Origin of the sequence: Pseudomonas sp. VI4.1, from assembly GCF_002029345.1 — a bacterium.
Classification (GTDB): Bacteria; Pseudomonadota; Gammaproteobacteria; order Pseudomonadales; family Pseudomonadaceae; genus Aquipseudomonas.
Window position 1 is genome coordinate 25,927 of record NZ_MULM01000182.1, and the last position, 26,846, is coordinate 52,772.

Consider the following 26,846-nt stretch of genomic DNA (forward strand, 5'->3'; position numbering starts at 1 on the left):
GAAGGTTGGGGGTAGGGATTGCCCTACAAGGATGGCGGGGATGGGCATGTCGATGAGAGATAGCGCCAAGCGATGCGCTGCAAGCCGCACGGGCAGGCATAACCGATGTGTCGTAAATAGATATGCCGACGCAGGCCCGCGTAGGAGCTGGCTTGCAGCGAAGGCGTCTTCGAACCTTGCGCCAATCTCAAGGACGCCTTCGCTGGCAAGCCAACTCCTACAGGGGGACCGCGTACACATTCAGAGGAGCTTGTGCTCCATGGCGTACTTCACCAGCTCCGCCAGGGAGGTGATGTTGAGCTTCTGCATCAGTCGCGCCTTGTGGGTGCTGATGGTCTTGCTGCTCAAGGCCAGTTGCTGGGCGATGTCGTTGACGTTGGCGCCTTGTGCCAGGCGTTCGAACACCGAGAATTCACGCTCCGAGAGCAACGAGTGCAACGGCCGCGAGTCGGTAAGCCCGACTTCGAAGACCATGCGATCGGCCAGGTCCGGATCAATATAACGCCCGCCCGCGGCGACTTTGCGGATCGCCGTCAGCAACAAGGCCGGATCGCTGTCCTTGGTGGCGTAACCCGCGGCGCCGACCTTCAATGCACGGGCGGCCATTTGTGCTTCGTCGTGCATCGACAACACCAGAATCGCCGGTGGATTGTTCAGTGCGCGAATCCGCGGAATGGCTTCCAGACCATTGACCCCGGGCATGGAGATATCCAGCAACACCACTTCGCAGGGAACATGACGCAAGGTTTCGAGCAACTGCTCGCCATTGCTCGCCTCCCCTACCACCAGAAGGTCCTTGGCCAGGCCGATCAACTGCTTGATGCCTTCGCGGACGATGGTGTGGTCTTCGGCTACCAGTACACGGATCACATTCTTCTCCATTCTTCTTATGTCAGAGCCAAGATCATTCGCGAGCTTCACCCACCGGCACTCGCACACTCAAGGTCGTGCCTTCCCCCGGCTCACTTTCAAGCGACAGCCGACCGCCCATGATCAACACCCGCTCGCGCATGCCGACCACTCCAAAGGAGGTCGACCTGCCGGTAGCGGGGACGAATCCTACGCCATCATCACTGACCGTCAGGCACAACTCGTCGCCTTCCAGCGCCAATGTCAGTTCGACAGTATGCGCCCGGGCATGGCGCATGACATTGGTCAGCGCTTCCTGAAGGATCCGGAACAAGCCAATCGCCTTGGCATCACTGAGCACTGGCAGATTGTCCGGCACCTGCACCAGACACGGAATCTGCGTACGCGCCTCGAAACGGCGGGCCTGCCATTCGATGGCCGATGCAATCCCGGCATCGAGAATCGGTGGGCGCAGCGCCGTCGCCACGTCGCGCACCTGTTGGAACAACTGAGCGATCAAGCGCTTCATGCTGTTCAAACGATCGTGCAGACCGGGGTCGAGCTGGGCGTAGGCCAGTTCGCACATGGACGTTTCCAGCTTCAACACGGTCAACATCTGACCCAGCTCGTCATGAACTTCCCGGGCGATGTGGGCCTTTTCCTCCTCCCGCACACTCTCCAAGTGAGCGGACAACTCACGCAATTGCCCCCGGGAGCTCGCCAGTTCGAGTTCGACGCGCTTGCTCTCGCTGATGTCCCAGACAATGCCGTCCCAGACATAGGCACCGTCTTCGAGCCGGCGGGTAATGGCCTTGATCTCCGCCCAGCGTTGCTCGCCCGAACGAGTGAGAATCCGCCCTTGCCAAGACCAGTCGCTGTCGGTGTCCAGCGCATGGTCCTGAGTCTGGTGATAGCTGGCCTTGTCGTCCGGATGCACCAGGCTGCGCAGGCCTTTGTCGCGATGAGCCAGGGTGGCCGGCGAGTAACCTACCAGGCTCTCGCTGCCTTCGCTGATGTAGGCAAAGTCGATCTGCCCGGTGACCGGCGCACGTTCCAGCCGGAAGACCAGTCCCGGAACATTGGCGGCGATCCCTTGCAGTCGCGCTTCGCTTTCCTGCAACGCAGCCAGGGCGCGGCGACGTTCGGTGACATCATTGAGGTAAACCACCAGGTATTCGCCATCACGAAAACGCAGGAAGCTCAACGAAACATCTGTCGGCAGAATGCTGCCATCGGCGCGCACACAGTGGGTCTCGTAACTTTGCGGGCCGTCTTCACTGGCCCGGGCGCGCTTCCACAGGTTCAGCCAGCGGTCCATGTGCAGACCCGGCTCAATATCGATCAACGGTCTGTCGAGGATCCCGCCTGGCGGATAGCCCAACATGGTTTCGGCCGCGCAGTTGGCGTAGCGCACATGGCTGTCCCAGTTGACCCAGAGAATACCGACGGTGCTCTGGTCGATGGAAAACTGCGTGAGGCGCAAGGCTTCTTCGCTGGCGGCACGCAGGGCAATGTCTTCCCGCGCCGCCGATAACCGTTGCTCCAGACTGTGCTGCTGCCGACGTTGCCAGAACACGATGGCCATGCTGCTCAGCATCAGCACTGTCAACAACAGAGACAGGTTTTGCCAGAAGCCCGGTGATTCGGTCAGCCGCGGGTATTTGGGTTGCAGCCATTGACTGTGCAACTGCTCCAGGTCCTTGGCCGGGATCGCCCGCAATGCGCTTTCGACGATGCCGGCCAGCTCCGGCCAGTCCCGGCGGGTGGCCACCCGCAGCAGTTGCGGCAGGCCGATGTCACCGACCACGACCAGCGCGGCGAACTCCGGCTCGACAGACAAGCGTCCCAGCTGGGCTTCATCGACCACGGCGTAACTGGCTTGCTGACTCGTCAACAGTTGCAGTGCCTGGCGCTCGATCGGTACGCCCTGAAGGTTCAAATGCGGGTAATTGCCGCGCAGGTAATCGGCCGTGGCGCTGGGCATGCGCACGGCGACGCGGGTCTGACTGTCGAGTTTTTCCAGCTCCACTGTGCCGGTGGTTTTCTGGTCACTGACCACCAGCTGCGGTACCCGCATGTACGGATCGGAAAACTGCCACAGACGCAGACCGGCGGGAGTCTGGCTCAGCCCGGGAGCGATATCGATCGCACCTTCACGCGCAGCGGCTTCCAGCTGCGCAAGGTCGGGAAAGTGACGCCAGCTCAGCTCGACCTTGAGGGACTTGGCCAGCCGTTGCATCAGCTCGACGTTAACGCCCGACAAACGCTGCAAGCGGCGATCGTATTGGGCATAGGGCACCTGCAGCACCAGTCCGACCCGCAACTCGCGATGCTGGGCCAGCCATTGCTGCTGGTCCGCGGACAATGACGTGACATGCGCTGGTGGCGCGGACGCCGCCCAGCTCATCGAGGCGAACCACAAACAGCCGATAACCCAAAGGTAGCGAAAACGCATCATTGAAGTCCCACACACTGACAAATACTGACCAACCCATTAGGCTGCGAAATCACTTCTGGCCTGGACTATCCGATGCTCCCTGTCTACCGCCTGGCACTGCCAGCATTGTGCCTGTCGCTGATCCTGCCTTGCGCCTTTTCCGTCGAGGCGGCCGACCCGGCTGCCAGCGCCGCGGGGAACACCGCAGAAAAACCGCTTGAGCGCCCGCCGTTGCCAGAGCGAAGCCAGGAAGACGCGAGCGCCCTTGAGCGACAGGTCCCGGCCCAGGAACAGCAACAACTGCAAGCCGGCGCCGATACCTTTCTGGCCCTGTGGAAACCGGCCAATACCGCCAGCCCCAAAGGCGCGGTGATTATCATCCCGGGCGCGGGCGAAAGCGTTGACTGGCCGCAAGCAATCGCTCCATTGCGGCGCAACTTGCCGGATGCCGAGTGGAGCAGCCTGAGTATCACCTTGCCGGACCCGCAAAGCGATGCCATTGCGCCACGCATTGCTGAAATGCCGCCAACGCTTAAAGCGCCCGAGACCGGCAGCAAGGATGCCACCACCTCCGCGCCCATCGAGCAGGCCGTCAGCGGCGAAGCGGAGATCGCGGACAAGGCGGTCGTCGAGACCCGCGAGGAACAGGTCGGGGCCGACGCCGAACGAATTTTCGCCCGCATCGACGCGGCCATTGCCTACGCCGAACAGCAAAGCGCCCGCAGCATTGTCGTGTTGGGACATGGCACGGGGGCTTACTGGGCCGCGCGTTACCTGAGCGAAAGACAGCCCCCTCAGGTCGAAAAACTGTTAATGGTCGCCGCACGGACGCCGGTTAGCGCGAAACCCGGACTGGCTGAACTCACACCCACATTGAAGCTGCCGACTGCAGACATTTTCTATAGGGATAAGCCGGCGGATCGCAACGCGGCGCTGGAACGCTTGCAGGCGAGCAAACGCTTGAAGGCTTCGGGTTTCAGCCAGGTTTCGCTCAAGGCCTTGCCGGGTGACAGCAAGGCTGAGCAAGAGCAGCTGGTTCGTCGGGTTCGGGGGTGGTTGAATCCTCAGCCTAAGGAAGTCCGATAGACCGAGTCGCCCCCTTCGCGAGCAAGCCCGCTCCCACATTTGATCTTCAGTGGACATAAAGTTTCTATACAACCGGGATCAAATGTGGGAGCGGGCTTGCTCGCGAAGGCGGCATCAGAGACAACACAACTCTGTTGCCCTACCGAAAATCCCGCCGCTCACGAATCAACGTATAGGCCGTATGCAGTTCACGGGTTTTGTCAGTCGCCTCACGCACCTGCATCGCCGTCGCACCACTGCCGGCGATTTTATCCGGATGATGGCGGCTGAGCAGGCGTCGATACGCGCGCTTGATCTGCGCCGGCTCGCTGGTGGCGGACACGCCCAATAGCCGCAAAGCCTCCTGATAGGTCACGGCACTGCTGACCAGCGGACGTTTCTGCGGTTCATAGTCGTTGGCCAGCGCTTGCACCTGTTGCCGGGTCCAGCCCAGCCAGTGACCCCACTGGGCTACCAGCTCAAGCTCACCCGCACCGGCGCGGCCATCGGCCCAGATCATCCGCCAACACGCACGCAGGACGCCTTCGGCGGCATGGGGTTGAGCGCTCAAGCGGCGCATATGACCGCGCAACCGGACATGCCCCGACTTGCCGCGATTGAACGCCGCAATGGCACGGCGCTGTGCCGATTCGGTCATGTCCAGCGCGCGCATCTCCTGGCGCGCCTGCTGGATGTGGCCATCCACCACCCGCCCATCGCACTTGGCCAGCCGTCCCAGCAACACGAACAACAGTTCATCGTTGCGCAGCGTCGGCCGGCCGCCTAACTTTTCTCGCACATCCGCCCAGCTTTGCAGTTGCAGGCGCCGATCCAGCGCCTGCCCCAGCAAGGCGCCGAGCATGGCCCCCGGAATGCTGGCAATGGCATAGCCCGCTCCGGCTCCGATCAGAGTCCCTGGCCACAGCATCTCAGCGTCTCGCTTCTATCAGAGAGTCCACTTCGGCCAGACGCTCGTGTGTGCCGACATCTACCCAGGCTCCGTTCAGGTGCTCGCCGGTCACTTGCCCGTCTGCCATCGCGGTGCGCAGCAGCGGCGCAAGCTTGAAAGCCCCTGCCACGCAACCGGCGAACAGCTGCGGGTGAAGCACCGCAACGCCGCTGTAGGTCAGAGTGGCCGCGCCCGGCAGACCGTCACGCACCTGTCCGTCGGTCAGATTGAAGTCCCCGGTCGGGTGATGGGCCGGGTTATCGGCCAGCACCAGATGAGCCAGCCCGGCAATGGGCCGATGCAACAGGCTGAAGTCGTAATCAGTCCAGATGTCACCGTTGACCACTAAAAAAGCTTCATTTCCCAGCAATGGCAACGCGCGGAAGATCCCGCCGCCGGTCTCGAGCGGCTCACCTTCCGGCGAGTATTGAATACTCACGCCATACTGCGAGCCGTCGCCCAGGTAGTCTTCGATCTGCTGGCCGAGCCAGGCGTGATTGATCACGATCTCGGTAAAACCCGCGGCGGCCAGCGCGCGCAGGTGATACTCGATCAGCGGCACCCCGCCGGCGCGAACCAGTGGCTTTGGCGTGGTCAGGGTCAACGGGCGCATGCGCTCGCCTTTGCCTGCCGCCAGAATCATCGCCTTCATGCATTCGCTCCCGCGCGCAGACTGGCCAGCAATACGCCCAGCCCAGCCAGTTCGGGACGGCGGGCGACCACGGCCTCTATGTACGCAAAGAAGCGCGGCACATCCTCCAGGTAACGCGGCTTGCCGTCGCGGTGGCAAATCCGGGCGAAGATGCCGATCACTTTCAAGTGACGCTGCACGCCCATCAGGTCGCTGGCGCGCAGGAAATCCTCGAAGTCAGGCTGAACCGGGATCCCGAGATCGCCCGCCTGCCGCCAGTAATCTTCCAGCCAGCCGCGAACACGCTCCTCGGGCCAGCTGAGGAACGCATCCTTGAACAGGCAGGTCACGTCGTAAGTCACCGGACCATAGACCGCATCCTGAAAATCCAGCACACCCGGATTCGGCTCGCTGAGCATCAGGTTGCGCGGCATGTAATCGCGATGCACCAGGACCTTGGGCTGGGCCAGGGCGCTATCGATCAATAATTCGCTGACCTGCTGCCAGAGCACTTGCTGAGCCGGGTCGAACTCGATGCCCAGTTCGCACTTCACGTACCATTCGGGAAACAGTTCCAGCTCGCGGCGCAACAAGGCCACGTCATAACTGGGCAGCGGTGCGACCATCGGCAACTGCTGAAAAGCCAACAGCGCTTGCACCGCGTCCTTGAACAAGTTGTCGGCATTTTCGCTGTCAATCACGTCCAGATAAGTCTTGTTGCCCAAGTCATTGAGCAACAGAAATCCACGTTCGAGGTCTTCGGCGTAGATTTTCGGCACATTTATTCCGGATTTCGCCAGCAGAAAAGCAATATCCACGAAGGGTTTGCAGTTTTCCCGGGGCGGTGGAGCGTCCATCACCACAAAGCTCCTGTCCCCGCCTTCCCAGCGAAAGTAGCGCCGGAAACTCGCGTCGCTACTGGCTGCGGTCAACGTGGCCGGGGGGACGGCGCCCCAGCCTTGTTCTGCAAAGAGAATCGGCAGCTGCTCATCGAGCCAAACTTTCAGGTGTTGCAAACGTACATCTTGGTCAGGCATTGCAAGGGTCTCCGACGGCGCTAGCCGTCAAGCGGGTCATGCTTTATTATCCAGCATCTTTTTCAGACCATCGAGAGGCGTGCGGCCCACACCGCGGGCAGATGGCACGCAGGAAGCCCGGACTAATAAGATGGCATTGAAATCCCCCGCGTTTCGTAAAAAATTTCCGTTGTTGGTAACCGGCAGTCTGCTGGCCCTGCAACCATTAGCCACTTCGTTCGCGGTCGCCGCGGAGCAGTATGACTGCTCAGTCTCTGCTTCGGGTGCCTGGAACTGTGCGCCGAAATCTCCAGCAGCTGCCTTGCCACCGCGCCCCGCCCATGAGGGCAGCGCTGTCAGCACTGGCGGCGAGACGCCGGCTGACGGCAGTGTCAGTCAAGACACCGGTGCCAAGCCAGTACTGGTGACCGAAGCCAAGGGCCGCGGCCTGAAGTCGCGTAGTGCAGACTACAGTCACCTCGACTGGGTTCCACGTGAGAACCTCACGGCCGCGCAACTGGCTGAAACCGGTCCTTACTGCGCCGGTTCCTATGTCGAACCGATTCGTCCTGGCATGAACGACAAGACGAATAAAAGTGACGCGCCAACCTTTATCGGCGCCAAAGCCTCTCGCTACAAGCAGGAGGAGCAGGTCGCTACACTGGCCGGCGACGTGGTCATGCGTCAGGGCAGCATGCAGGTCGAAGCCGACGAAGCGAATCTCTACCAGGCCGAGAGCCGCGGCGAACTGAGCGGTAACGTGCGCGTTCGCGACAACGGCGCACTGATCGTCGGCGACCACGCCGATGTTCAACTCGACACCGGTGAAGCCAAGGTCGACAACGCCGAATACGTGATGCACAAATCGCGCATTCGCGGCAGCGCGCTGTACGCCAGGCGCGCCGAGAACGCGATCATCCGCCTCAAGGATGGTACGTACACCACCTGCGAACCGAACAGCAATGCCTGGCAGCTCAAGGGCAACAACATCACCCTGAACCCGGCCACCGGCTTCGGCACCGCGACCAACGTGACGCTGCGGGTCAAGGACATTCCGGTCCTGTACACGCCATATATCTATTTCCCGATCGATGACCGTCGCCAGTCGGGCTTCCTGCCCCCGACCATCGGTACCGGCACCGATACCGGCTTCCTGCTGGTCACCCCGTATTACTTCAACCTGGCACCGAACTACGATGCCACGTTGTACCCGCGCTACATGAGCAAGCGCGGTTTGTTGATGGAAGGTGAGTTCCGTTACCTGACTCCGTCCAGCGAAGGTCAGTTCGGCGCCGCGTACCTCAACGACGAGAATGACGATCGCAAGCTGCAGACCGACTACGAAAAAACCCGCTACATGTACAACTGGCAACACAAGGGTGGCCTCGACTCGCGCGTCTTCTCCCAGGTCGACTACACCAAGATCAGCGATCCGTATTACTTCCAGGATCTGCAGACTGACCAGATTGGCGTGAAAAGCTCTGATTACGTGAACCAGCAGGGTTCCGTCAGCTATCGCGGCGACAGCTACACCGCTCGCGTCAACGCCCAGGCTTATCAGCTGGCGACCGTGTCGAATATCACACCGTACGATCGTTTGCCGCAGATCACCTTCGATGGTGCGCTGCCCTACCATCCGGGCGGCCTGGACTTCTCGTACAACACTGAACTCGTCAGGTTTGACCGGGATCTGAAAACCGGCAACTTCTCGGACGAAAACGGCAATTTGAGCCCGCGCCTGGACACTAACGTCCAAGGCCTGGCACGCGCCACTGGCGACCGTCTCAACCTGGCGCCAGCCGTGAGCCTGCCGCTGGACTGGACGTATGGCTTCATCAAACCAACGCTCAAGTATCAGTACACGCAATATCAGCTGGACCTGGACGGCACAGGTAAATCCCAGATTGCCGCGCAAACCGCGGAACAGAACAGACTCAACGGTACGTTCGACAGCAACCAGAACCGTGGCGTGCCGATTGCCAGCATCGACAGCGGCCTGTACTTCGACCGCAACACCCAATGGTTCGGCAAAAACTACCGCCAGACCCTTGAACCGCGCCTGTTCTACCTCTACGTTCCGGAAACGGACCAGGAAGACATTCCAGTCTTCGACACCAGCGAGTACACCTTCAATTACGCGTCGCTGTTCCGCGACAACCGCTTCTCCGGCACCGACCGTGTCGGCGACGAAAACAAACTGTCGCTGGGCATCACCAACCGCTGGATCGAAGAAAACGGCTTCGAGCGTCAACGCATCAGCGTCGGCCAGGCCGTCTACTTCCAGGATCGCAAGGTTCAGTTGCCAGGCATCGATGCCAGGACCCGCAAGGATTCACAGGCGGACGTTTCGCCGTACGCGCTGGAATACGAATACCGTTGGAACCGTGATTGGCGCACCACTGCCGATTACAATTGGGACCCGGACAGCCGCAGCCCGCGCTCGGGCAGCGCAATGTTCCACTACCAGCCTGAAGACAACCCGAACAAGATCATCAATGCCGGTTATCGCTATCGCAATGACCAGATCCGTTACGACCAGAACACCGGTCAATGGTCGGTGGGCGGTGGTGACTACGGCACTCCGGGTCAACCTGGCTACGTGAAGGACTATTACAAGATCCAGCAGCACGACTTCTCGGTCATGTGGCCGATCGTGCCGCAATGGAACCTGATCAGCCGCTGGCAGTATGACTACAACCAAAACCGTACCCTGGAAGCCTTCGGTGGCTTCGAGTACGACAACTGCTGCTGGAAACTGCGCCTGATCAACCGTTACTGGGTCGACTATGACGAAACCAGTCAAGACGCTCCGGAAAACGAAAAAGGCGACCATGGCGTCTTCCTCCAAATCGTTCTGAAAGGTCTCGGCGGCCTCACCGGCTCCAAAGTAGAGAGCTTCCTCGACAAAGGCATCCAAGGTTATCGTGAACGTGAAGACCAAGCTTTCTGATTGTCTGCGCCCGCTAATGCTGGGCGCGCTGTTCCTGGGTACTGCGGCTAACGCCTCGGTACAGTCCATCGATAAAGTGGTGGCCATCGTCGACAACGACGTGGTCATGCAGAGCCAGCTGGACCAACGGGTCCATGAAGTTCAGCAAACCATCGCCAAGCGCGGTGCCGCGGTACCGCCGGCCAACGTGCTGGATCAGCAGGTGCTCGAGCGTCTGATCGTCGAGAACCTGCAACTGCAGATCGGCGAACGTTCGGGTATCCGCATTACCGATGAAGAGCTGAACCAGGCTGTCGGCACCATTGCTCAGCGCAATAACATGTCCGTGGATCAGTTCCGCGCCGCCCTGACTCGCGACGGCCTGTCTTACGACGAAGCCCGTGACCAGATTCGCCGCGAAATGATCATCAGCCGTGTGCGTCAGCGTCGTGTGGCGGAGCGCATCCAGGTGTCCGAACAGGAGGTGAAGAACTTCCTCGCTTCCGATCTCGGCAAGATGCAGTTGTCCGAAGAGTTCCGCTTGGCCAACATCCTGATTCCTACGCCGGAAAGCGCCAACTCCGACGCGATTCAGAATGCCGCCAAACAGGCCGACGCGGTCTACCAGCAGCTCAAGCAAGGCGCTGACTTCGGTCAACTGGCAATCGCCAAATCCGCCAGCGAAACCGCACTGGAAGGCGGGGACATGGGCTGGCGTAAAGCCGCTCAATTGCCACCTCCGTTCGATCGCCTGCTCAGCACCATGGCGGTCGGCGACATTACCCAACCGATGCGTACGCCGGGCGGCTTCATCATCCTGAAGATCCTCGACAAGCGTGGCGGCGAGACCCAGGTGCGTGACGAAGTGCATGTGCGTCATATCCTGGTCAAACCTAGCCCGATCCGCGACGAAGAAAAAACCAGGGCCCTGGCCCAGTCGCTCTACAGCCGGATCGAATCGGGTGAAGATTTCGGCGAACTGGCGAAAAACTTCTCGGAAGACCCGGGTTCCGCCCTTAACGGTGGCGACCTGAACTGGATCGACCCGAACGCACTGGTCCCTGAATTCCGCGAAGTGATGGCCAAGACCCCGCAAGGTCAGCTGTCCAAGCCATTCCAGACCCAATATGGCTGGCACGTCCTGGAAGTCCTGGGCCGCCGCGCCACCGACAGCACCAGTCAGGCCCGTGAACAGCAAGCGATGACCGTATTGCGTAACCGCAAATATGACGAAGAGCTGCAAACCTGGCTGCGTCAGATCCGTGACGAAGCGTACGTAGAGATCAAACTCCCTGGTGCAGACCAGGCAACGCAGTGAAACCCAAACGTTTCGCGCTGACACCCGGCGAACCGGCCGGCATAGGTCCTGACCTGTGCCTGCTGCTCGCGTCGCACGCCCAGCCTCATCCCCTGATTGCCATTACCAGCCGCGACCTGCTCCTTGAGCGGGCCGCGCAGCTGGGCGTGGTGGTCGATCTGCTGCCGGTTGGGCCGGACAACTGGCCGGATGTACCTGCGCCGGCCAATAGCCTGTACGTCTGGGATACCCCGCTCAATGCCAGGGTCACGGCCGGGCAACTGGACAAGGCCAATGCGGCGTTCGTTCTGGAAACCCTCACCCGCGCAGGCCAGGGCTGCCTGGATGGGCATTTTGCCGGCATGATCACCGCCCCCGTACACAAGGGCGTGATCAACGAATCCGGCATCGCTTTTTCCGGGCACACGGAGTTTCTCGCTGACCTGACCCACACCGCGCAAGTGGTGATGATGCTCGCCACTCGCGGATTGCGTGTCGCGCTGGTCACCACTCACCTGCCCCTGCGCGAGATTGCCGACGCCATCACGCCGGAGCGCCTGGAACGGGTCACGCGAATCCTGCATGCCGATCTGCAAGAAAAATTCGGCATCGCCCGGCCACGCATCCTGGTCTGTGGGCTCAACCCCCACGCCGGCGAAGGCGGACACCTGGGCCATGAAGAAATCGACATCATCGAACCCACATTAGAGCGCCTGCGCGGCGAGGGCATGGACCTTCGCGGTCCCCTCCCCGCCGACACTCTGTTTACCCCAAAATATCTGGAGCACTGCGATGCGGTGCTGGCGATGTACCACGACCAGGGCCTGCCCGTGCTGAAATACAAAGGTTTCGGCGCGGCAGTCAACGTGACCCTCGGCCTGCCGATCATCCGCACCTCGGTCGACCACGGCACCGCCCTGGATCTGGCCGGCAGCGGCAAGATTGACACCGGCAGCCTGCAAGTCGCCCTGGAAACCGCCTACCAGATGGCCGAGACCCGTTTATGACCGAGCATTACCAACACCGGGCGCGCAAGCGTTTCGGCCAGAACTTCCTGCATGATGCTGGCGTTATCGACCGCATCCTGCGCTCCATCCACGCCAAACCCGAAGACCGCCTGCTGGAAATCGGTCCGGGCCAGGGCGCGCTGACTCAAGGCCTGCTCGGCAGCGGTGCCCAGCTCGACGTGGTGGAACTGGATAAGGATCTGATCCCGATCCTCAACCAGCAATTTGCCGGCAAGAGCAACTTCAACCTGCACCAGGGCGACGCACTGAAGTTCGACTTCAACAGCCTTGGCGCCGCACCGAACAGCCTGCGAGTGGTCGGCAACCTGCCGTACAACATCTCGACGCCGCTGATTTTTCACCTGCTGCACAACGCCAGCCTGATCCGCGACATGCACTTCATGCTGCAAAAGGAAGTGGTCGAGCGCATGGCCGCAGGCCCCGGTGGTGGTGATTGGGGTCGGCTGTCGATCATGGTTCAGTACCACTGCCGGGTCGAACACCTGTTCAACGTTGGCCCGGGGGCGTTCAATCCGCCGCCGAAAGTCGACTCGGCCATCGTGCGCCTGGTGCCTCACGCGGTGCTGCCGCACCCGGCCAAGGATCACAAGCTGCTGGAACGCGTCGTGCGTGAAGCCTTCAACCAACGACGCAAGACCCTGCGCAACACCCTCAAACTGCTGCTGAGCAATGCCGAGATCGAAGCTTCCGGTGTCGATGGCAGCCTGCGCCCCGAGCAGCTCGACCTCGCCGCCTTCGTGCGCCTGGCCGACACGCTGAGCGAACAAGTCCTGGACAAGCCCAGCGCCGACTGACAGGCGATGAGCGTTATCGGGTAGGACACCAGCCTTCATGTCTGGTTTACTACCCGATACTTGGCCTAGACTGAGTTCCATCAGCTACGCCCCGCGTCCCGCTTCGTTTTTAAGGCCTCTTGCATGTCCGATCCCCGTTATCAGGTCGACGTCAGCGTCGTCACTCGCTATCTGGCAGAACAATCGCAACCCGAGCACTCACGCTTTGCCTTTGCGTACACCATCACCGTGCACAATAACGGCGAGTTACCGGCCAAGCTGCTGTCGCGGCATTGGGTAATCACCGATGGCGACGGGCATGTCGAAGAAGTTCGCGGGGCCGGCGTGGTTGGCCAGCAGCCGTTGATCGAGGTGGGCGAAAGCCATACCTACAGTAGCGGCACCGTCATGACCTCCAAGGTCGGTACGATGCAAGGCACTTATGAGATGGTCGCCACAGACGGCAAACACTTCGACGCCATCATCGCGCCATTCCGCCTGGCGGTGCCCGGAGCCCTGCACTGATGGCGACGTATGCCGTCGGCGACCTCCAGGGCTGCCTTGAAGCCCTGCAATGCCTGCTCAAGCAGGTTGCCTTCGACCCGACGAAGGATCGCCTGTGGCTGGTGGGCGACCTGGTCAACCGCGGCCCTCAGTCGCTCGAGACCCTGCGTTTTCTCTATGGCATCCGCGAGTCGCTGGTGTGCGTACTCGGCAACCACGACCTGCATTTGCTGGCCGCCGGGCAGAACATCGAACGCCTGAAGAAAGCCGACACCCTGCGCGAGATCATCGAAGCACCTGATTGCGCCGAGCTGCTGTACTGGTTACGCCAGCAAAAACTCATGCACTACGACGAACAACGAAATGTTGCGCTGGTGCATGCCGGCGTTCCGCCGCAATGGTCACTGCGCAAAGCCCTCAAGTGCGCGGCCGAGGTCGAAACCGCCCTGCGCGACGACAACCTGTTTCCAGCCTACCTCGATGGCATGTACGGCAACGATCCGGCGAAATGGGACAACGACCTCAAGGGCATCGCGCGCCTGCGAGTGATCACCAACTATTTCACCCGGATGCGCTTTTGCACCGCCGATGGCAAGCTTGACCTCAAGAGCAAGGAAGGTCTCGACACTGCACCGGCAGGGTACAAACCCTGGTTCCAGCACAAGGAACGCAAGACCAAGGGCTTGAAGATCATTTTCGGCCATTGGGCAGCACTCGAGGGCCAATGCAACGAGCCAGGGATTTCGGCCCTCGACACCGGCTGTGTCTGGGGCGGTGCCTTGACGCTCATGAATGTCGACAGCGGCGAACGCCTGTCTTGCAAATGCGACGCGCAAGGGCATGCCGCCGTGCCGCCAGTCGCCCCACGAATGACCGAACCCTCGCCAGCCAGCGCCCCGCGCTAGACTGCACTTTCAGCCGAGCCACAGGAGCCCGCCATGAGCGAATTCAAACGTATCCCCCCGGAACAGGCCCAGGCCCTGCGCGAACAAGGCGCAGTAGTGGTCGACGTTCGCGACCCTGCGACCTTTGCCGCCCTGCACATCAGCGGCTCGAAGCACCTGGACAACCATTCGCTGCATGCCTTCATTCAGGGCGCCGACCTGGATGCGCCGACCGTAGTCGTCTGCTATCACGGCAATTCCAGCCAGGGCGCTGCCGCCTACCTGATCAGCCAGGGCTTTTCCGACGTCTACAGCATGGATGGCGGATTCGAATTGTGGCGGTCGACTTATCCTGCGGAAACAGCGCAAGGCACCACCGAATAATTTTTTTGTAATGCGCAAGGCCCCGGCCCCCGCGGCTTAGCGCGGTGGCAGACGAACGGTCTGCCACAACTAATTACGTATCTCGCCTTTACCTCCCAAATAAGCAACTATCCTTAAGCGCAGGCCATCCAAAACAGGGGAGAGCCGGTACACCGGCGCGCGGGTCATCGGGAGTAGCTTTCGGGGTGCTAAGCCTTGAAAGGGTTCTGGGGGGTAAACAGCAACTGCATATCCGGTTGCTGCCAGCATCGACTGAATGATCCGGCGTCGGCTCCACGTATCGAGCGAGGTGACGTCATGAGTATCTTTAGCCACTTCCAACAACGCTTCGAGTCCACACGCCAGGAAGAACTCTCGCTGCAAGAGTATCTTGAACTGTGCAAACAGGACCGCAGTGCCTACGTTTCCGCAGCCGAGCGTCTGTTGCTGGCCATCGGTGAACCGGAGCTGCTCGACACCTCGACCAACTCGAGACTGTCGCGAATCTTTTCCAACAAGGTGATCCGCCGCTATCCGGCCTTTGAAGACTTCCACGGGATGGAAGAATGCATTGACCAGATCGTGTCGTATTTCCGCCATGCCGCTCAAGGCCTGGAAGAAAAGAAACAAATCCTCTACCTGCTCGGCCCCGTCGGTGGCGGTAAATCGTCCCTGGCCGAGAAGCTCAAACAGCTGATCGAGAAAGTGCCCTTCTACGCGATCAAGGGTTCGCCGGTATTCGAATCGCCCCTGGGTCTGTTCAACGCCACTGAAGATGGCGCGATCCTTGAGGAAGACTTCGGCATTCCGCGGCGCTACCTCAATACCATCATGTCGCCATGGGCTACCAAGCGCCTGGCCGAATTCGGCGGAGACATCAGCCAGTTCCGCGTGGTGAAACTCTATCCGTCGATCCTGAACCAGATCGCGGTTGCCAAAACCGAACCGGGCGACGAGAACAACCAGGACATCTCGGCGCTGGTAGGCAAGGTCGATATCCGCAAGCTGGAGGAATTCCCGCAGAACGATGCGGACGCCTACAGCTACTCGGGCGCATTGTGCCGGGCCAACCAGGGCCTGATGGAATTCGTCGAAATGTTCAAGGCGCCAATCAAGGTGCTGCACCCATTGCTGACCGCCACACAGGAAGGCAACTACAACAGTACCGAAGGTCTCGGCGCGATTCCGTTCACCGGGATCCTGCTGGCCCACTCCAACGAATCGGAATGGCACACCTTCCGCAACAACAAGAACAACGAAGCCTTCATCGACCGGATCTACATCGTCAAAGTGCCGTACTGCCTGCGGGTCAGCGACGAAGTGAAGATCTACGACAAACTCCTGTTCAACAGTTCGCTGGCCAAGGCTCACTGCGCGCCCGACACCCTGAAGATGCTTGCCCAGTTCACCGTGCTCTCGCGCCTCAAGGAGCCGGAAAACTCCAACATCTACTCCAAGATGCGGGTGTATGACGGCGAGAACCTCAAGGACACCGATCCAAAGGCCAAGTCGATCCAGGAATACCGCGACAACGCCGGCGTCGACGAAGGCATGAACGGCCTGTCGACCCGCTTCGCCTTCAAGATCCTGTCGAAGGTGTTCAACTTCGATCCGCACGAAATTGCCGCCAACCCGGTGCATTTGCTCTACGTACTGGAACAACAGATCGAACAGGAACAGTTCCAGGCGGAAACCCGCGAACGCTACCTGCGCTTCCTCAAGGAGTACCTGGCACCGCGCTATATCGAATTCATCGGCAAGGAAATCCAGACGGCCTATCTCGAGTCTTACAGCGAGTACGGCCAGAACATCTTCGATCGTTATGTGCTGTACGCCGACTTCTGGATCCAGGACCAGGAATACCGCGACCCGGAAACCGGCGAAATCCTCAACCGCGTGGCGCTGAACGAAGAACTGGAGAAAATCGAAAAACCGGCCGGCATCAGCAATCCGAAGGATTTCCGCAACGAAATCGTCAACTTCGTACTGCGCGCCCGGGCCAACAACAATGGCAAGAATCCGACTTGGCTCAGCTACGAAAAACTGCGGGTGGTCATCGAGAAGAAAATGTTCTCCAACACCGAGGACCTCCTGCCAGTCATCAGCTTCAACGCCAAGGCCAGTAAAGAGGACCAGCAGAAGCACAACGACTTCGTCACACGGATGGTCGAGCGGGGCTACACCGACAAACAGGTACGACTGCTGTCCGAGTGGTACCTGCGGGTCAGAAAATCACAATAACCCGCTGCCGGTCAGACCGGTTGTCGTCAGCCAGAGACCTGTGGGCGCTTTTTCTGTTACACAGGCCTCTGGAAGGTGTTCGAAAGTCGGTAGCGAGTTCAGGCAGCATCCAAAGCGCTTGGGGGAGCGTTCAACATCCCTCGGCTCTCGGTTCGATGCTGTATCACCGCTCGCCCCTTTCAGGACAGCTTCTAAGGAGCAGTCATGAGCTATGTGATCGACCGACGTCTCAATGGCAAGAACAAGAGCACGGTGAACCGCCAGCGGTTTCTGCGGCGTTACCGTGATCACATCAAAAAGGCTGTCGAAGAGGCGGTCAGCCGGCGCTCCATTACCGATATGGAACACGGCGAACAAATCAGCATTCCCGGTCGAGACATCGACGAGCCGGTGCTTCATCACGGCCGCGGTGGCAAGCAAACGGTCGTGCACCCGGGCAACAAGGAATTCACCAGCGGCGAACACATCGCCCGGCCACCGGGAGGCGGTGGTGGCCGAGGTCCCGGCAAGGCCGGCAACTCGGGTGAAGGGATGGACGAGTTCGTCTTCCAGATCACCCAGGAGGAATTCCTCGAATTCATGTTCGAGGACCTCGAGCTGCCGAACCTCGTCAAGCGCAACCTGACCGGAACCGATACTTTCAAGACGGTTCGTGCCGGTATCAGTAATGAAGGCAATCCCTCGCGGATCAACATCATCCGCACACTACGCTCGGCCCATGCGCGCAGAATCGCCCTGTCCGGCAGCAGTCGAGCGAAATTGCGTGAAGCCAAGGAAGAACTTCTTCGACTACAACGGGATGAACCGGACAACTTCGGCGATATTCAGGAAATCGAAGCGGAAATCGAAAAACTCAGTGCGCGCATCCACCGCATTCCGTTTCTCGACACCTTCGACCTGAAGTACAACCTGCTGATCAAACAACCCAATCCGAGCTCCAAGGCGGTCATGTTCTGCCTGATGGACGTATCCGGTTCCATGACCCAGGCGACCAAGGACATCGCCAAGCGATTCTTTATCCTGTTGTACCTGTTTCTCAAGCGCAACTACGACAAGATCGACGTCGTGTTCATCCGCCACCACACCAGCGCCAGGGAAGTGGATGAGGAGGAGTTTTTCTACTCCCGCGAAACCGGTGGCACCATCGTTTCCAGCGCCTTGAAACTGATGCAGGAGATCATGGCTGAACGCTATCCGAGCAACGAATGGAACATCTATGCCGCCCAGGCTTCCGATGGCGACAACTGGAACGACGACTCACCGATCTGCCGCGATATCCTGATCAACCAGATCATGCCGTTCGTGCAGTACTACACTTACGTTGAGATCACCCCGCGCGAACACCAGGCCCTGTGGTTCGAATACGAACGCATCGCCGAAGCCTTCTCTGACACCTTTGCCCAGCAACAACTGGTCTCGGCCGGGGATATCTATCCGGTCTTCCGTGAACTCTTCCAGCGCAGGTTAGTGACATGACCGCCAAAGAGCAGAAGCGCCAACCCATATCCACCGGTTCGGAATGGACGTTCGAGCTGATCCAGGCCTACGACAAGGAAATCAGTCGCCTGGCGGCTCGTTATGCCCTGGATACGTACCCCAACCAGATCGAAGTGATCACCGCCGAGCAGATGATGGACGCCTACGCCTCCGTCGGCATGCCGCTGGGCTATCACCATTGGTCCTACGGCAAACACTTCCTCAGCACCGAGAAATCCTACAGTCGCGGCCAGATGGGGCTGGCCTACGAGATCGTGATCAACTCGGATCCGTGCATCGCCTATCTGATGGAAGAAAACACCATCTGCATGCAGGCACTGGTCGTCGCTCATGCCTGCTATGGGCATAACAGCTTCTTCAAGGGCAATTACCTGTTCCGCACCTGGACCGATGCCAGCTCGATCATCGATTACCTGGTGTTCGCCAAGCAGTACATCATGCAGTGCGAAGAGCGCCACGGCATCGACGCAGTGGAGGACTTGCTCGATTCCTGCCATGCCCTGATGAATTACGGCGTTGACCGCTACAAGCGCCCCTATCCGATTTCGGCTGAGGAAGAACGTCGCCGACAAAAGGATCGGGAAGAACATCTGCAGAAGCAGATCAACGACCTGTGGCGCACGATCCCCAAAGGTGCGGACAAGTACAGCGACAAGGACAATGCACGCTTCCCCGCCGAACCTCAGGAAAACATCCTCTACTTCATCGAAAAACACGCACCATTGCTAGAGCCCTGGCAGCGGGAAATCGTCCGGATCGTGCGCAAGATCGCGCAATATTTCTATCCACAACGCCAGACCCAGGTGATGAACGAAGGGTGGGCCACCTTCTGGCATTACACCTTGATGAACGACCTGTACGACGAAGGCCTGGTGACCGACGGTTTCATGATGGAGTTTCTGACGTCCCACACCAGCGTGGTCTATCAGCCCGGTTTCGATAGCCCCTACTACAACGGCATCAACCCCTACACCCTGGGCTTTGCCATGTACCGGGACATCCGGCGCATGTGTGAAAACCCTACCGAGGAGGATTACCGCTGGTTCCCGGAAATTGCCGGCACCGACTGGCTGTCGAGCATCAAGTTCGCCATGAGCAGCTTCAAGGATGAGAGTTTCATTCTGCAGTACCTGTCACCCAAGGTGATCCGCGACCTCAAGCTGTTCAGCATTCTCGATGACGACCAGAAAGAAGACCTGCTGGTCCCGGCGATTCACGACGAAGGAGGTTACCGCATCATCCGGGAAACCCTGGCGGCGCAGTACAACCTGGGCAATCGCGAACCCAACGTGCAGATCTACAGCATCGACCGGCGAGGCGACCGCTCCCTGACCCTGCGTCACCAGCAACACGACCGAAAACCGCTGGGCGAGTCCACAGAGGAAGTCCTCAAGCACCTGCATCGCCTCTGGGGCTTCGACATTCACCTGGAGACATTGCAAGGCGACCAAGTGATGAAAACCCACCATGTACCGCCCAGGGGCGAGCACAGCGAAGGAGATTACGGCCGGCTGGATCTGGCGGTCATCCATCTTTGATCCCGTTTCTGCCTCCGGAAGTTCGACGCAAAGGTTATTCTGTCGAGCTAACGGAGGTTTTTTATGCAGATTTATAAAGTCGGTGGCGCCGTTCGCGATCGCCTGCTGGGCAAACCTGTCACCGATATCGATTGGGTCGTGGTCGGCGCCACCACCGAAGAAATGCTCGCCAAGGGCTTTCGCCCGGTGGGCGCGGACTTCCCGGTGTTTCTTCATCCGAAAAGCGGTGAGGAATATGCCCTCGCCCGGACCGAACGCAAAAGCGGGCGCGGTTACGGCGGCTTCACCTTTCACGCCAGCCCTGAAGTCACCCTTGAAGAAGACTTGATCCGTCGCGATCTGACGATCAATGCCATGGCGGAAGACGATCAACAGCAGTTGACCGATCCCTACCAAGGCCAAAAGGATCTTGATGCGCGAATTTTACGCCACGTTTCCCCCTCATTCGCCGAAGATCCGCTCAGGGTTTTGCGTGTTGCCCGTTTTGCAGCGCGTTACGCCGACTTGGGTTTCACCGTGGCACCCGAAACACTGGAACTGATGCGCCAACTCAGTGAGTCGGGCGAACTGCAAGCCTTGACCGCGGAGCGGAGCTGGAAGGAAATTTCTCGCGCACTGCTGGAGAATCAGCCGCAGGTGTTCATTGAGGTGCTGCGCGAGTGCGGCGCGCTCAAGGTGCTGATGCCGGAAGTCGACGCATTGTTCGGCGTACCGCAACCGCAAGCCCATCATCCGGAAATCGACACGGGCGTGCACACCCTGAGCGTGCTCGAGCAAGCGGCGCTGCACAAGCAACCGCTGACGGTGCGCTGGGCTTGCCTCCTGCATGACCTGGGCAAAGGATTGACGCCCGAAGAAGAATGGCCCCGCCACATTGCCCATGAGCACAAGGGCCTGAAGCTGATCAAGGCGGTCAACGAACGCTTCAAGGCGCCGAGGGATTGCCAGGAACTGGCGCTGCTGGTGGGTGAATATCATACCCATGGCCACCGCGCCCTGGAGCTGAAAGCGTCGACCTTGCTGGAGTTGCTGCAGCGTTTCGACGTGTACCGTCGGCCCCAGCGGTTCGAGGAATTTATCGCGGCGTGCGAGATGGACGCCCGTGGCCGCAAAGGGCTGGAGCAACGAAGTTATCCACAGGCCGATTATTTGCGCGGGGCGGCGATCGCGGCGCGCAGCGTTGCGGTTCAGCCGTTGCTGGAGAAGGGATTCAAGGGCCCGGAGCTGGGCGAGGCGATCAAGCGTGAACGCCTCAAGGCGCTAAAGGCTTACAAAGAACACGCATAAGCAAGATCAAAAGATCGCAGCCTTCGGCAGCTCCTACAGATGTACGCAATCCTCTGTAGGAGCTGCCGAAGGCTGCGATCTTTTTGCCTCACAACAAATTCGAAGGCGTCAGCTGCTGACCACGCCACTCAAACGCCACCGGCGCTAACACCTGATCAATCCGCGCCTCACTCCACAACGTCGCAAAGCTCTTGCCGACGCCCGGATGCACGCGATCCGGCGCTATCAGCGACAACGGCCACAGCACAAAGGCATTTTTCAGAATCTCCGCTCGCGGCAGCATCAAGCCATCGAAGTTGCCCACCAGATCACCAAACAGCAACACGTCGATGTCCAGCGGCAAACCCTTGCGGTCCGGTGCGTAACGGCCGTTGTCCGCCTCGATGAATTTCAACCGACGGTCCAGCTCCATCAGCGGGAGATCGGTGTAGGCCGAGACCACGAAATTGAAAAACGGTCCGCTTTTGATCCCCACCGGCTGGCTTTCGAATACCGCCGAGCAGCGTATATCCACCAGGAAACCTGCCAAGGCTTCCAGGCCAGCCTGCAAATGGGATTCGCGCTCGATATTGCTGCCGAGCCCGAGATACACCTGAGTCAGCGACATCCGCGCTCGATCTCCACGCCCACTCCACCCGTGGCAGCCGGGACAGCACCTGGCTTGGTCAGCTTCAGGCGCATCCAGGTGATGTTGAACTCACTCATCAGGACTTCAACCAGGCGCTCGGCAAACGTCTCGACCAGCTGGAACTGCGCCTGCTCGGCAAATGCCTGGATGCGCGACGAAACGCTCGCGTAATCGAGCGCCAGGGTCAGGTCGTCACCGGCAGCGGCCGGGCGATTATCCCAGGCGAAGCTCAGATCAAGTCGCAAGCACTGTCGGATGCCTCGCTCCCAGTCGTAGGCACCGATCACGGTGTCGACTTCCAGGCCCTCGATAAACACTCTGTCCAAGCACTTTTCTCCGCTGCACGACAAGGGCGCATTGCGCCGTTAGAATCAGGGCGTCCTCGCCCGGAATAGTTAGCATGTTTTGGTTACTGGCGACCCTCGCCTACCTGCTCGGCTCTCTGTCCTTTGCCATTTTGCTCAGCCGCCTGACCGGTAACCCCGATCCGCGAATGAGTGGCTCGGGCAATGCCGGTGCCACCAACATGCTGCGCCTGGCCGGCAAAAAGCTCGCCACCCTGACTTTGCTCGGCGACCTCTGCAAGGGCCTGCTGCCCGTGCTGATCGCAGGTGTTGCGGGTCTTTCGCTGCAGGACCAGGCCTGGATCGGCATCTGTGCCGTCATCGGCCACCTGTTCCCGCTGTACTTCCGCTTTCGCGGCGGCAAGGGTGTCGCCACCGCTGCCGGAATGTTACTGGGCCTCTATCCGCCTGCAGCACTGCTGGCGGTCTGCGCCTGGCTGCTGACGTTCTACCTGACCCGTACCAGCTCGCTCGCCGCATTGATCGCCACACCGCTGACCCTGCCATTGCTGGCCTGGCAAGAGCCGGCAGCCCTGCTGCCCATGAGCGCGCTCACAGGGCTGATCGTCTGGCGTCATCGCGGCAATCTACGCGACCTGTTTGCCGGGCGCGAACGGCATTTTTAATACCGCACGTGAATACCGCTCATCACAGCGCCGACAATTGCTCCATTGGCCAGCGCGCCTGAACGCTTATCGCCAGGCTTTCGTGCTGACCCGCCTGCAAGCGCTGGCAACCGGCAAACGCGATCATCGCGCCATTATCCGTACAGAACTCCGGACGGGCATAAAACACATCGCCGCGCATGTCGCCGAGCATTTTCTCCAGGGAAGCGCGCAAAGCCTTGTTGGCGCTGACGCCCCCAGCGATCACCAGGCGCTTCATACCTGCCTGCTTGAGGGCTCGCTTGCACTTGATGGTCAAAGTCTCCACCACGGCCTGCTGGAACGCCAGAGAGATGTCGCAACGGGCTTGCTCACTGTCGTCCCCGGCGCTGACGCATTGCTGCCAGGTGTTCAGGGCAGAGGTTTTCAAGCCGCTGAAGCTGAACGCCAGGCCGGGACGGTCACACATCGGACGCGGAAAAGTGAATCGCCCAGCAACCCCTTGCTCCGCCAGACGCGCGATTTCCGGGCCGCCTGGATAATTGAGGCCCATCATCTTCGCGGTCTTGTCGAACGCTTCGCCGGCAGCATCGTCGAGGGTCTCGCCCAACAACGTGTATTGGCCGATGCCATCGACCTGAACCAGCTGCGTATGACCGCCCGACACCAACAAAGCGACGAACGGAAACTCCGGCGGTTGCGACTCCAGCATCGGCGCCAGCAAATGGCCTTCCATGTGGTGCACGCCCAAGGCCGGAATGCCCCAGGCAAAGGCCAGCGCCTGGGCGCAGGAAGCGCCCACCAAGAGCGCGCCGACCAGCCCGGGACCCGCGGTATAAGCGATCGCATCGATCTCGGTCGGCACGCAGTCAGCTTCAGCCAACACCTGACGAATCAAGGGCAGCATGCGTTTGACGTGGTCACGCGAAGCCAGCTCCGGCACCACACCGCCATAGGCTCGGTGCAGGTCGATCTGGCTGAATAGCGCGTCGGCCAGCAGGCCGCGTTCACTGTCGTAAAGTGCGACACCGGTTTCGTCGCAGGAGGTTTCTAATCCCAGTACTAGCATGGGTTTGCGCCTTGTTTAGGCTGAATTCGAAGGCGCGCATAATAGTCGCCACGTGAGGCCCCGACCAGCGGTTTTCGATCAGAGGCTTTGCATTCCGAGCGATGAGGGGTTAACATCCGCAACCCTTAAAAACCGACGTCTTCAAGTGCTCTTTTGCCACGAGGATGTTGACCCCGGTAATGAATGAAGGTAGCTCTGGATGCCAGCCGTCAAAGTAAAAGAGAACGAACCCTTCGACGTAGCTCTGCGTCGTTTCAAGCGCTCCTGCGAAAAAGCCGGTGTACTGGCTGAAGTTCGTAGCCGCGAATTCTACGAGAAGCCTACTTCTGAGCGTAAACGTAAAGCAGCAGCCGCTGTTAAGCGTCACGCCAAGAAAGTTCAGCGCGAACAGCGCCGCGCCGTTCGTCTGTACTAATACACAGACGTTCGTAGCAAGCTTCTGCCAAGCCCGGCCCTCAGCCGGGCTAATGGCATTTGCGGAAAACGCTTGATGCTTCACCGTCAAAGCCGCAGACGCGACCGAGACAAACCTGCTTCGCAGCGTCAGACCTGGCTTTTTTGCCAGCGGTGCACGTCTTTTCTGACGAGCCTTTCAAGGCTACTGACGAGCACACCCACTGATTCCTCTCACGACGATCAGCCCAAGGCACCTTCTTGCGTGCCCGCTTATGAGCGATCCGGGGCCATTGACTGGCCGCAGCGGATTTCAGCGCAATATTTTCAAATAGTCGAATACTGATTGGCACTAACGTCAGTGGATTTTCGGCGGATACACTTCCCGACAGCGATTACGCAGACGACACTGGTCGAGCCGTATATTTTGCGCGCCTCAAAAACGACCCGCATTCGGCTGTCCTTTGCTTCGGGTCCATTACAGCGCAGATGACGAGAACGCCATGGCCGGGCTAATTCCCCAGAGCTTCATTGACGACCTTCTGAACCGCACCGACATCGTCGATGTGGTCAGCTCGCGCCTGCAAATGAAAAAGGCCGGCAAGAACTACACCGCCTGCTGCCCTTTTCACAAGGAAAAAACCCCGTCCTTCAGCGTCAGCCCCGACAAACAGTTCTATTACTGCTTCGGCTGCGGCGCTGGCGGCAACGCCCTCGGCTTCATGATGGACCACGACAACCTGGATTTCGTCCAGGCTGTCGAAGAACTGGCCAAAGCCGCCGGCATGGAAATCCCCCGCGAAGAAAGCGGCCGCCCGCACAAACCGCGGCAGCCGACCGATTCGCCGCTGTACCCGCTGCTCACGGCCGCCGCCGACTTTTACCGTCAGGCCCTGAAAAGCCATCCAATGCGCAAAGCCGCGGTGGATTACTTGAAAGGTCGCGGGCTGACCGGCGAAATCGCCCGGGACTTCGGCCTCGGCTTCGCCCCGCCCGGCTGGGACAACCTGTTCAAGCACTTGAGCAGCGACACCCTGCAACAAAAAGCCATGGTCGATGCCGGCTTGCTGATCGAAAACGCCGAAACCGGCAAACGCTATGACCGCTTTCGCGATCGCGTAATGTTTCCGATCCGCGACAGCCGTGGGCGCATCATTGCTTTCGGCGGCCGGGTACTGGGCGACGACAAGCCCAAATACCTGAACTCACCGGAAACCCCGGTATTCCATAAGGGCCAGGAACTCTACGGCCTCTATGAAGCACGCAAGAACAACCGCAATCTCGACGAAATCATCGTCGTCGAAGGCTACATGGACGTTATCGCTCTGGCCCAGCAAGGCTTGCGCAATGCCGTAGCCACCCTGGGCACCGCCACCAGCGAAGAGCATTTGAAGCGACTGTTTCGCGTCGTGCCCAACGTGCTGTTCTGCTTCGACGGCGACCAGGCTGGCCGTAACGCCGCGTGGCGGGCGTTGGAGGCCACCCTTCCCTGCCTGCAAGACGGGCGTCGGGCGCGCTTCCTGTTCCTGCCAGAGGGCGAAGACCCGGACACCCTGGTCCGCTCCGAAGGCACCGACGCTTTCCGTGCGCGAATCAACCAGCATGCCCAGCCATTGGCGGATTATTTCTTCCAGCAGCTGATCGAGGAATCGGACCCGCGCTCACTCGAAGGCAAGGCCCACATGGCCACCCTCGCCGCGCCGCTGATCGACAAAGTCCCGGGCGCCAACCTACGCATCCTGATGCGTCAGCGGCTGAGCGAAATCACCGGCCTTAGCGGTGAAGCGGTGAGCCAGCTGGTACAAAGCGCCCCCCAGGAAGCGCCACCGGCGTACGACCCGGGCATCGATTACGACGCCATGCCGGATTACAGCGACTACCATCAGCCGCAGGCACAGGCACAGGCACAGGAGATGTATGCGCCGCAGCAGGAGTGGACGCCGAAGAAACCCGGCGCCGGCGGTAAAAAATGGGACAAGAAACCCTGGGACAAGAATGGCAAGCGCGGCGCTGATCGCGATCAACCGCGCGCCCCACGGGTGCCGGCCGCTGTAGAGCCGCCGACCCTGGCTGCGCTGCGAACACTGCTGCATCACCCGCAACTGGCAGAAAAAGTCGAGGGCGCCGGGCACTTTGCCGCCGAAGATCACACCAATACACAATTGTTGGTGGCACTGCTCGAAGCCGTACAGAAGAATCCCAAGCTAAACTCATTTCAGTTGATCGCACGCTGGCACGGTACCGAGCAAGGACGTTTGCTCAAGGCGCTGGCGGAAAAGGAATGGCTGATTGACGGAGATAACCTTGAACAACAGTTTTTCGACACCATTAATAGCTTGTCCGCCCGCCAACGCGAGCGAAACCTGGAACAACTGCTCAGGAAAGCACGTCAAAGTGAACTGACAGCCGAAGAGAAAAATCAACTGCGCGACCTTTTAAGTCGCAATGTTTCCGCATCAAGCCCGACCTCAACTGGCGCGTGAGGTCATAGCTCAGGTATAATCCTCGGCTTGTTTTTT

The 26,846-nt window shown here is 59.9% G+C and carries 23 protein-coding genes; 15 read left to right on the top strand and 8 right to left on the bottom strand.

What is annotated here, in order from left to right:
- Positions 1–240 precede the first annotated feature (240 nt).
- Both BZ163_RS30115 and BZ163_RS30120 read right to left on the bottom strand, forming a co-directional pair.
- Positions 241–882: a response regulator transcription factor gene (locus BZ163_RS30115; protein ID WP_174160275.1), complete on the bottom strand. Its 642-nt coding sequence runs from the start codon at positions 880–882 to the stop codon at positions 241–243.
- Positions 883–904: 22 nt separating this feature from the next.
- A complete protein-coding gene (locus BZ163_RS30120) occupies positions 905–3,307 on the bottom strand; it encodes a PAS domain S-box protein (RefSeq protein WP_128873959.1) in 2,403 nt (800 codons plus the stop codon).
- A gap of 72 nt (positions 3,308–3,379) precedes the next feature.
- Here BZ163_RS30120 and BZ163_RS30125 point away from each other — a divergent pair, with 72 nt between their 5' ends.
- Complete coding sequence (locus tag BZ163_RS30125; RefSeq protein ID WP_128873960.1) at positions 3,380–4,372, top strand: alpha/beta hydrolase family protein; 993 nt, start codon at positions 3,380–3,382, stop codon at positions 4,370–4,372.
- A 139-nt stretch (positions 4,373–4,511) separates the two neighbouring features.
- Here BZ163_RS30125 and BZ163_RS30130 read toward each other — a convergent pair whose 3' ends face one another.
- From BZ163_RS30130 to BZ163_RS30140, 3 genes are read right to left on the bottom strand one after another with little or no spacing between them, the layout of a single operon-like run.
- Complete coding sequence (locus BZ163_RS30130; protein ID WP_128873961.1) at positions 4,512–5,279, bottom strand: DnaJ domain-containing protein; 768 nt, start codon at positions 5,277–5,279, stop codon at positions 4,512–4,514.
- A 1-nt stretch (position 5,280) separates the two neighbouring features.
- Positions 5,281–5,952, bottom strand: a complete 672-nt coding sequence (murU, locus tag BZ163_RS30135) for an N-acetylmuramate alpha-1-phosphate uridylyltransferase MurU (protein ID WP_128873962.1) — start codon at positions 5,950–5,952, stop codon at positions 5,281–5,283.
- Positions 5,949–6,968, bottom strand: coding sequence for an aminoglycoside phosphotransferase family protein (locus BZ163_RS30140; protein WP_128873963.1), 1,020 nt, complete (start codon positions 6,966–6,968; stop codon positions 5,949–5,951). Before BZ163_RS30140 ends, murU begins: the two co-directional genes overlap by 4 nt.
- 130 nt (positions 6,969–7,098) lie before the next feature.
- On the opposite strand from BZ163_RS30140, the gene BZ163_RS30145 reads away from it, so the two are divergent.
- The 11 genes from BZ163_RS30145 to BZ163_RS30195 all read left to right on the top strand — a co-directional run bounded on the left by BZ163_RS30145 (position 7,099) and on the right by BZ163_RS30195 (position 21,288).
- Positions 7,099–9,897 carry an LPS-assembly protein LptD gene (locus tag BZ163_RS30145; RefSeq protein WP_128873964.1) on the top strand — a complete coding sequence of 933 codons (2,799 nt, stop codon included), beginning with the start codon at positions 7,099–7,101 and terminating at the stop codon, positions 9,895–9,897.
- Complete coding sequence (surA, locus tag BZ163_RS30150; protein WP_143511039.1) at positions 9,878–11,194, top strand: peptidylprolyl isomerase SurA; 1,317 nt, start codon at positions 9,878–9,880, stop codon at positions 11,192–11,194. The genes BZ163_RS30145 and surA overlap by 20 nt, the downstream gene beginning before the upstream one ends.
- Positions 11,191–12,180, top strand: coding sequence for a 4-hydroxythreonine-4-phosphate dehydrogenase PdxA (gene pdxA / locus BZ163_RS30155; protein ID WP_128873965.1), 990 nt, complete (start codon positions 11,191–11,193; stop codon positions 12,178–12,180). Before surA ends, pdxA begins: the two co-directional genes overlap by 4 nt.
- Positions 12,177–12,995: a 16S rRNA (adenine(1518)-N(6)/adenine(1519)-N(6))-dimethyltransferase RsmA gene (gene rsmA, locus BZ163_RS30160; protein ID WP_128873966.1), complete on the top strand. Its 819-nt coding sequence runs from the start codon at positions 12,177–12,179 to the stop codon at positions 12,993–12,995. Before pdxA ends, rsmA begins: the two co-directional genes overlap by 4 nt.
- A gap of 123 nt (positions 12,996–13,118) precedes the next feature.
- Positions 13,119–13,499, top strand: coding sequence for a Co2+/Mg2+ efflux protein ApaG (gene apaG, locus BZ163_RS30165; protein ID WP_128873967.1), 381 nt, complete (start codon positions 13,119–13,121; stop codon positions 13,497–13,499).
- Positions 13,499–14,383 (top strand): symmetrical bis(5'-nucleosyl)-tetraphosphatase, encoded by an 885-nt coding sequence (locus tag BZ163_RS30170; RefSeq protein WP_128873968.1) that lies wholly within the window; start codon positions 13,499–13,501, stop codon positions 14,381–14,383. The genes apaG and BZ163_RS30170 overlap by 1 nt, the downstream gene beginning before the upstream one ends.
- 33 nt (positions 14,384–14,416) lie before the next feature.
- A complete protein-coding gene (gene glpE, locus BZ163_RS30175; protein ID WP_128873969.1) occupies positions 14,417–14,746 on the top strand; it encodes a thiosulfate sulfurtransferase GlpE in 330 nt (109 codons plus the stop codon).
- Positions 14,747–15,043: 297 nt separating this feature from the next.
- The gene (locus tag BZ163_RS30180) at positions 15,044–16,966 is read left to right on the top strand and encodes a PrkA family serine protein kinase (RefSeq protein WP_045059965.1); all 1,923 of its coding nucleotides are present in this window, start codon (positions 15,044–15,046) and stop codon (positions 16,964–16,966) included.
- A gap of 204 nt (positions 16,967–17,170) precedes the next feature.
- Positions 17,171–18,442, top strand: a complete 1,272-nt coding sequence (locus BZ163_RS30185) for a YeaH/YhbH family protein (protein WP_128873970.1) — start codon at positions 17,171–17,173, stop codon at positions 18,440–18,442.
- A complete protein-coding gene (locus tag BZ163_RS30190; RefSeq protein WP_128873971.1) occupies positions 18,439–20,001 on the top strand; it encodes a SpoVR family protein in 1,563 nt (520 codons plus the stop codon). Before BZ163_RS30185 ends, BZ163_RS30190 begins: the two co-directional genes overlap by 4 nt.
- Before the next feature lie 63 nt (positions 20,002–20,064).
- Positions 20,065–21,288, top strand: coding sequence for a multifunctional CCA addition/repair protein (locus BZ163_RS30195; RefSeq protein WP_128873972.1), 1,224 nt, complete (start codon positions 20,065–20,067; stop codon positions 21,286–21,288).
- Between the two features lie 88 nt (positions 21,289–21,376).
- On the opposite strand, the gene folK is transcribed toward BZ163_RS30195, so the two are convergent.
- Positions 21,377–21,895 carry a 2-amino-4-hydroxy-6-hydroxymethyldihydropteridine diphosphokinase gene (folK, locus tag BZ163_RS30200; protein WP_128873973.1) on the bottom strand — a complete coding sequence of 173 codons (519 nt, stop codon included), beginning with the start codon at positions 21,893–21,895 and terminating at the stop codon, positions 21,377–21,379.
- Positions 21,886–22,242 (bottom strand): dihydroneopterin aldolase, encoded by a 357-nt coding sequence (gene folB / locus BZ163_RS30205; RefSeq protein WP_008027044.1) that lies wholly within the window; start codon positions 22,240–22,242, stop codon positions 21,886–21,888. The genes folK and folB overlap by 10 nt, the downstream gene beginning before the upstream one ends.
- A 74-nt stretch (positions 22,243–22,316) precedes the next feature.
- Between folB and plsY the strand changes: the two genes are divergently transcribed.
- On the top strand, positions 22,317–22,886 hold the full coding sequence (plsY, locus tag BZ163_RS30210; RefSeq protein ID WP_128873974.1) for a glycerol-3-phosphate 1-O-acyltransferase PlsY: 570 nt from the start codon (positions 22,317–22,319) through the stop codon (positions 22,884–22,886).
- Between the two features lie 22 nt (positions 22,887–22,908).
- On the opposite strand, the gene tsaD is transcribed toward plsY, so the two are convergent.
- Positions 22,909–23,934 (bottom strand): tRNA (adenosine(37)-N6)-threonylcarbamoyltransferase complex transferase subunit TsaD, encoded by a 1,026-nt coding sequence (gene tsaD, locus BZ163_RS30215; RefSeq protein WP_128873975.1) that lies wholly within the window; start codon positions 23,932–23,934, stop codon positions 22,909–22,911.
- A gap of 199 nt (positions 23,935–24,133) precedes the next feature.
- Between tsaD and rpsU the strand changes: the two genes are divergently transcribed.
- A complete protein-coding gene (gene rpsU / locus BZ163_RS30220; RefSeq protein WP_002551877.1) occupies positions 24,134–24,349 on the top strand; it encodes a 30S ribosomal protein S21 in 216 nt (71 codons plus the stop codon).
- Positions 24,350–24,830: 481 nt separating this feature from the next.
- Positions 24,831–26,810 carry a DNA primase gene (gene dnaG / locus BZ163_RS30225; RefSeq protein WP_128873976.1) on the top strand — a complete coding sequence of 660 codons (1,980 nt, stop codon included), beginning with the start codon at positions 24,831–24,833 and terminating at the stop codon, positions 26,808–26,810.
- The last annotated feature ends 36 nt before the right edge of the window (positions 26,811–26,846 follow it).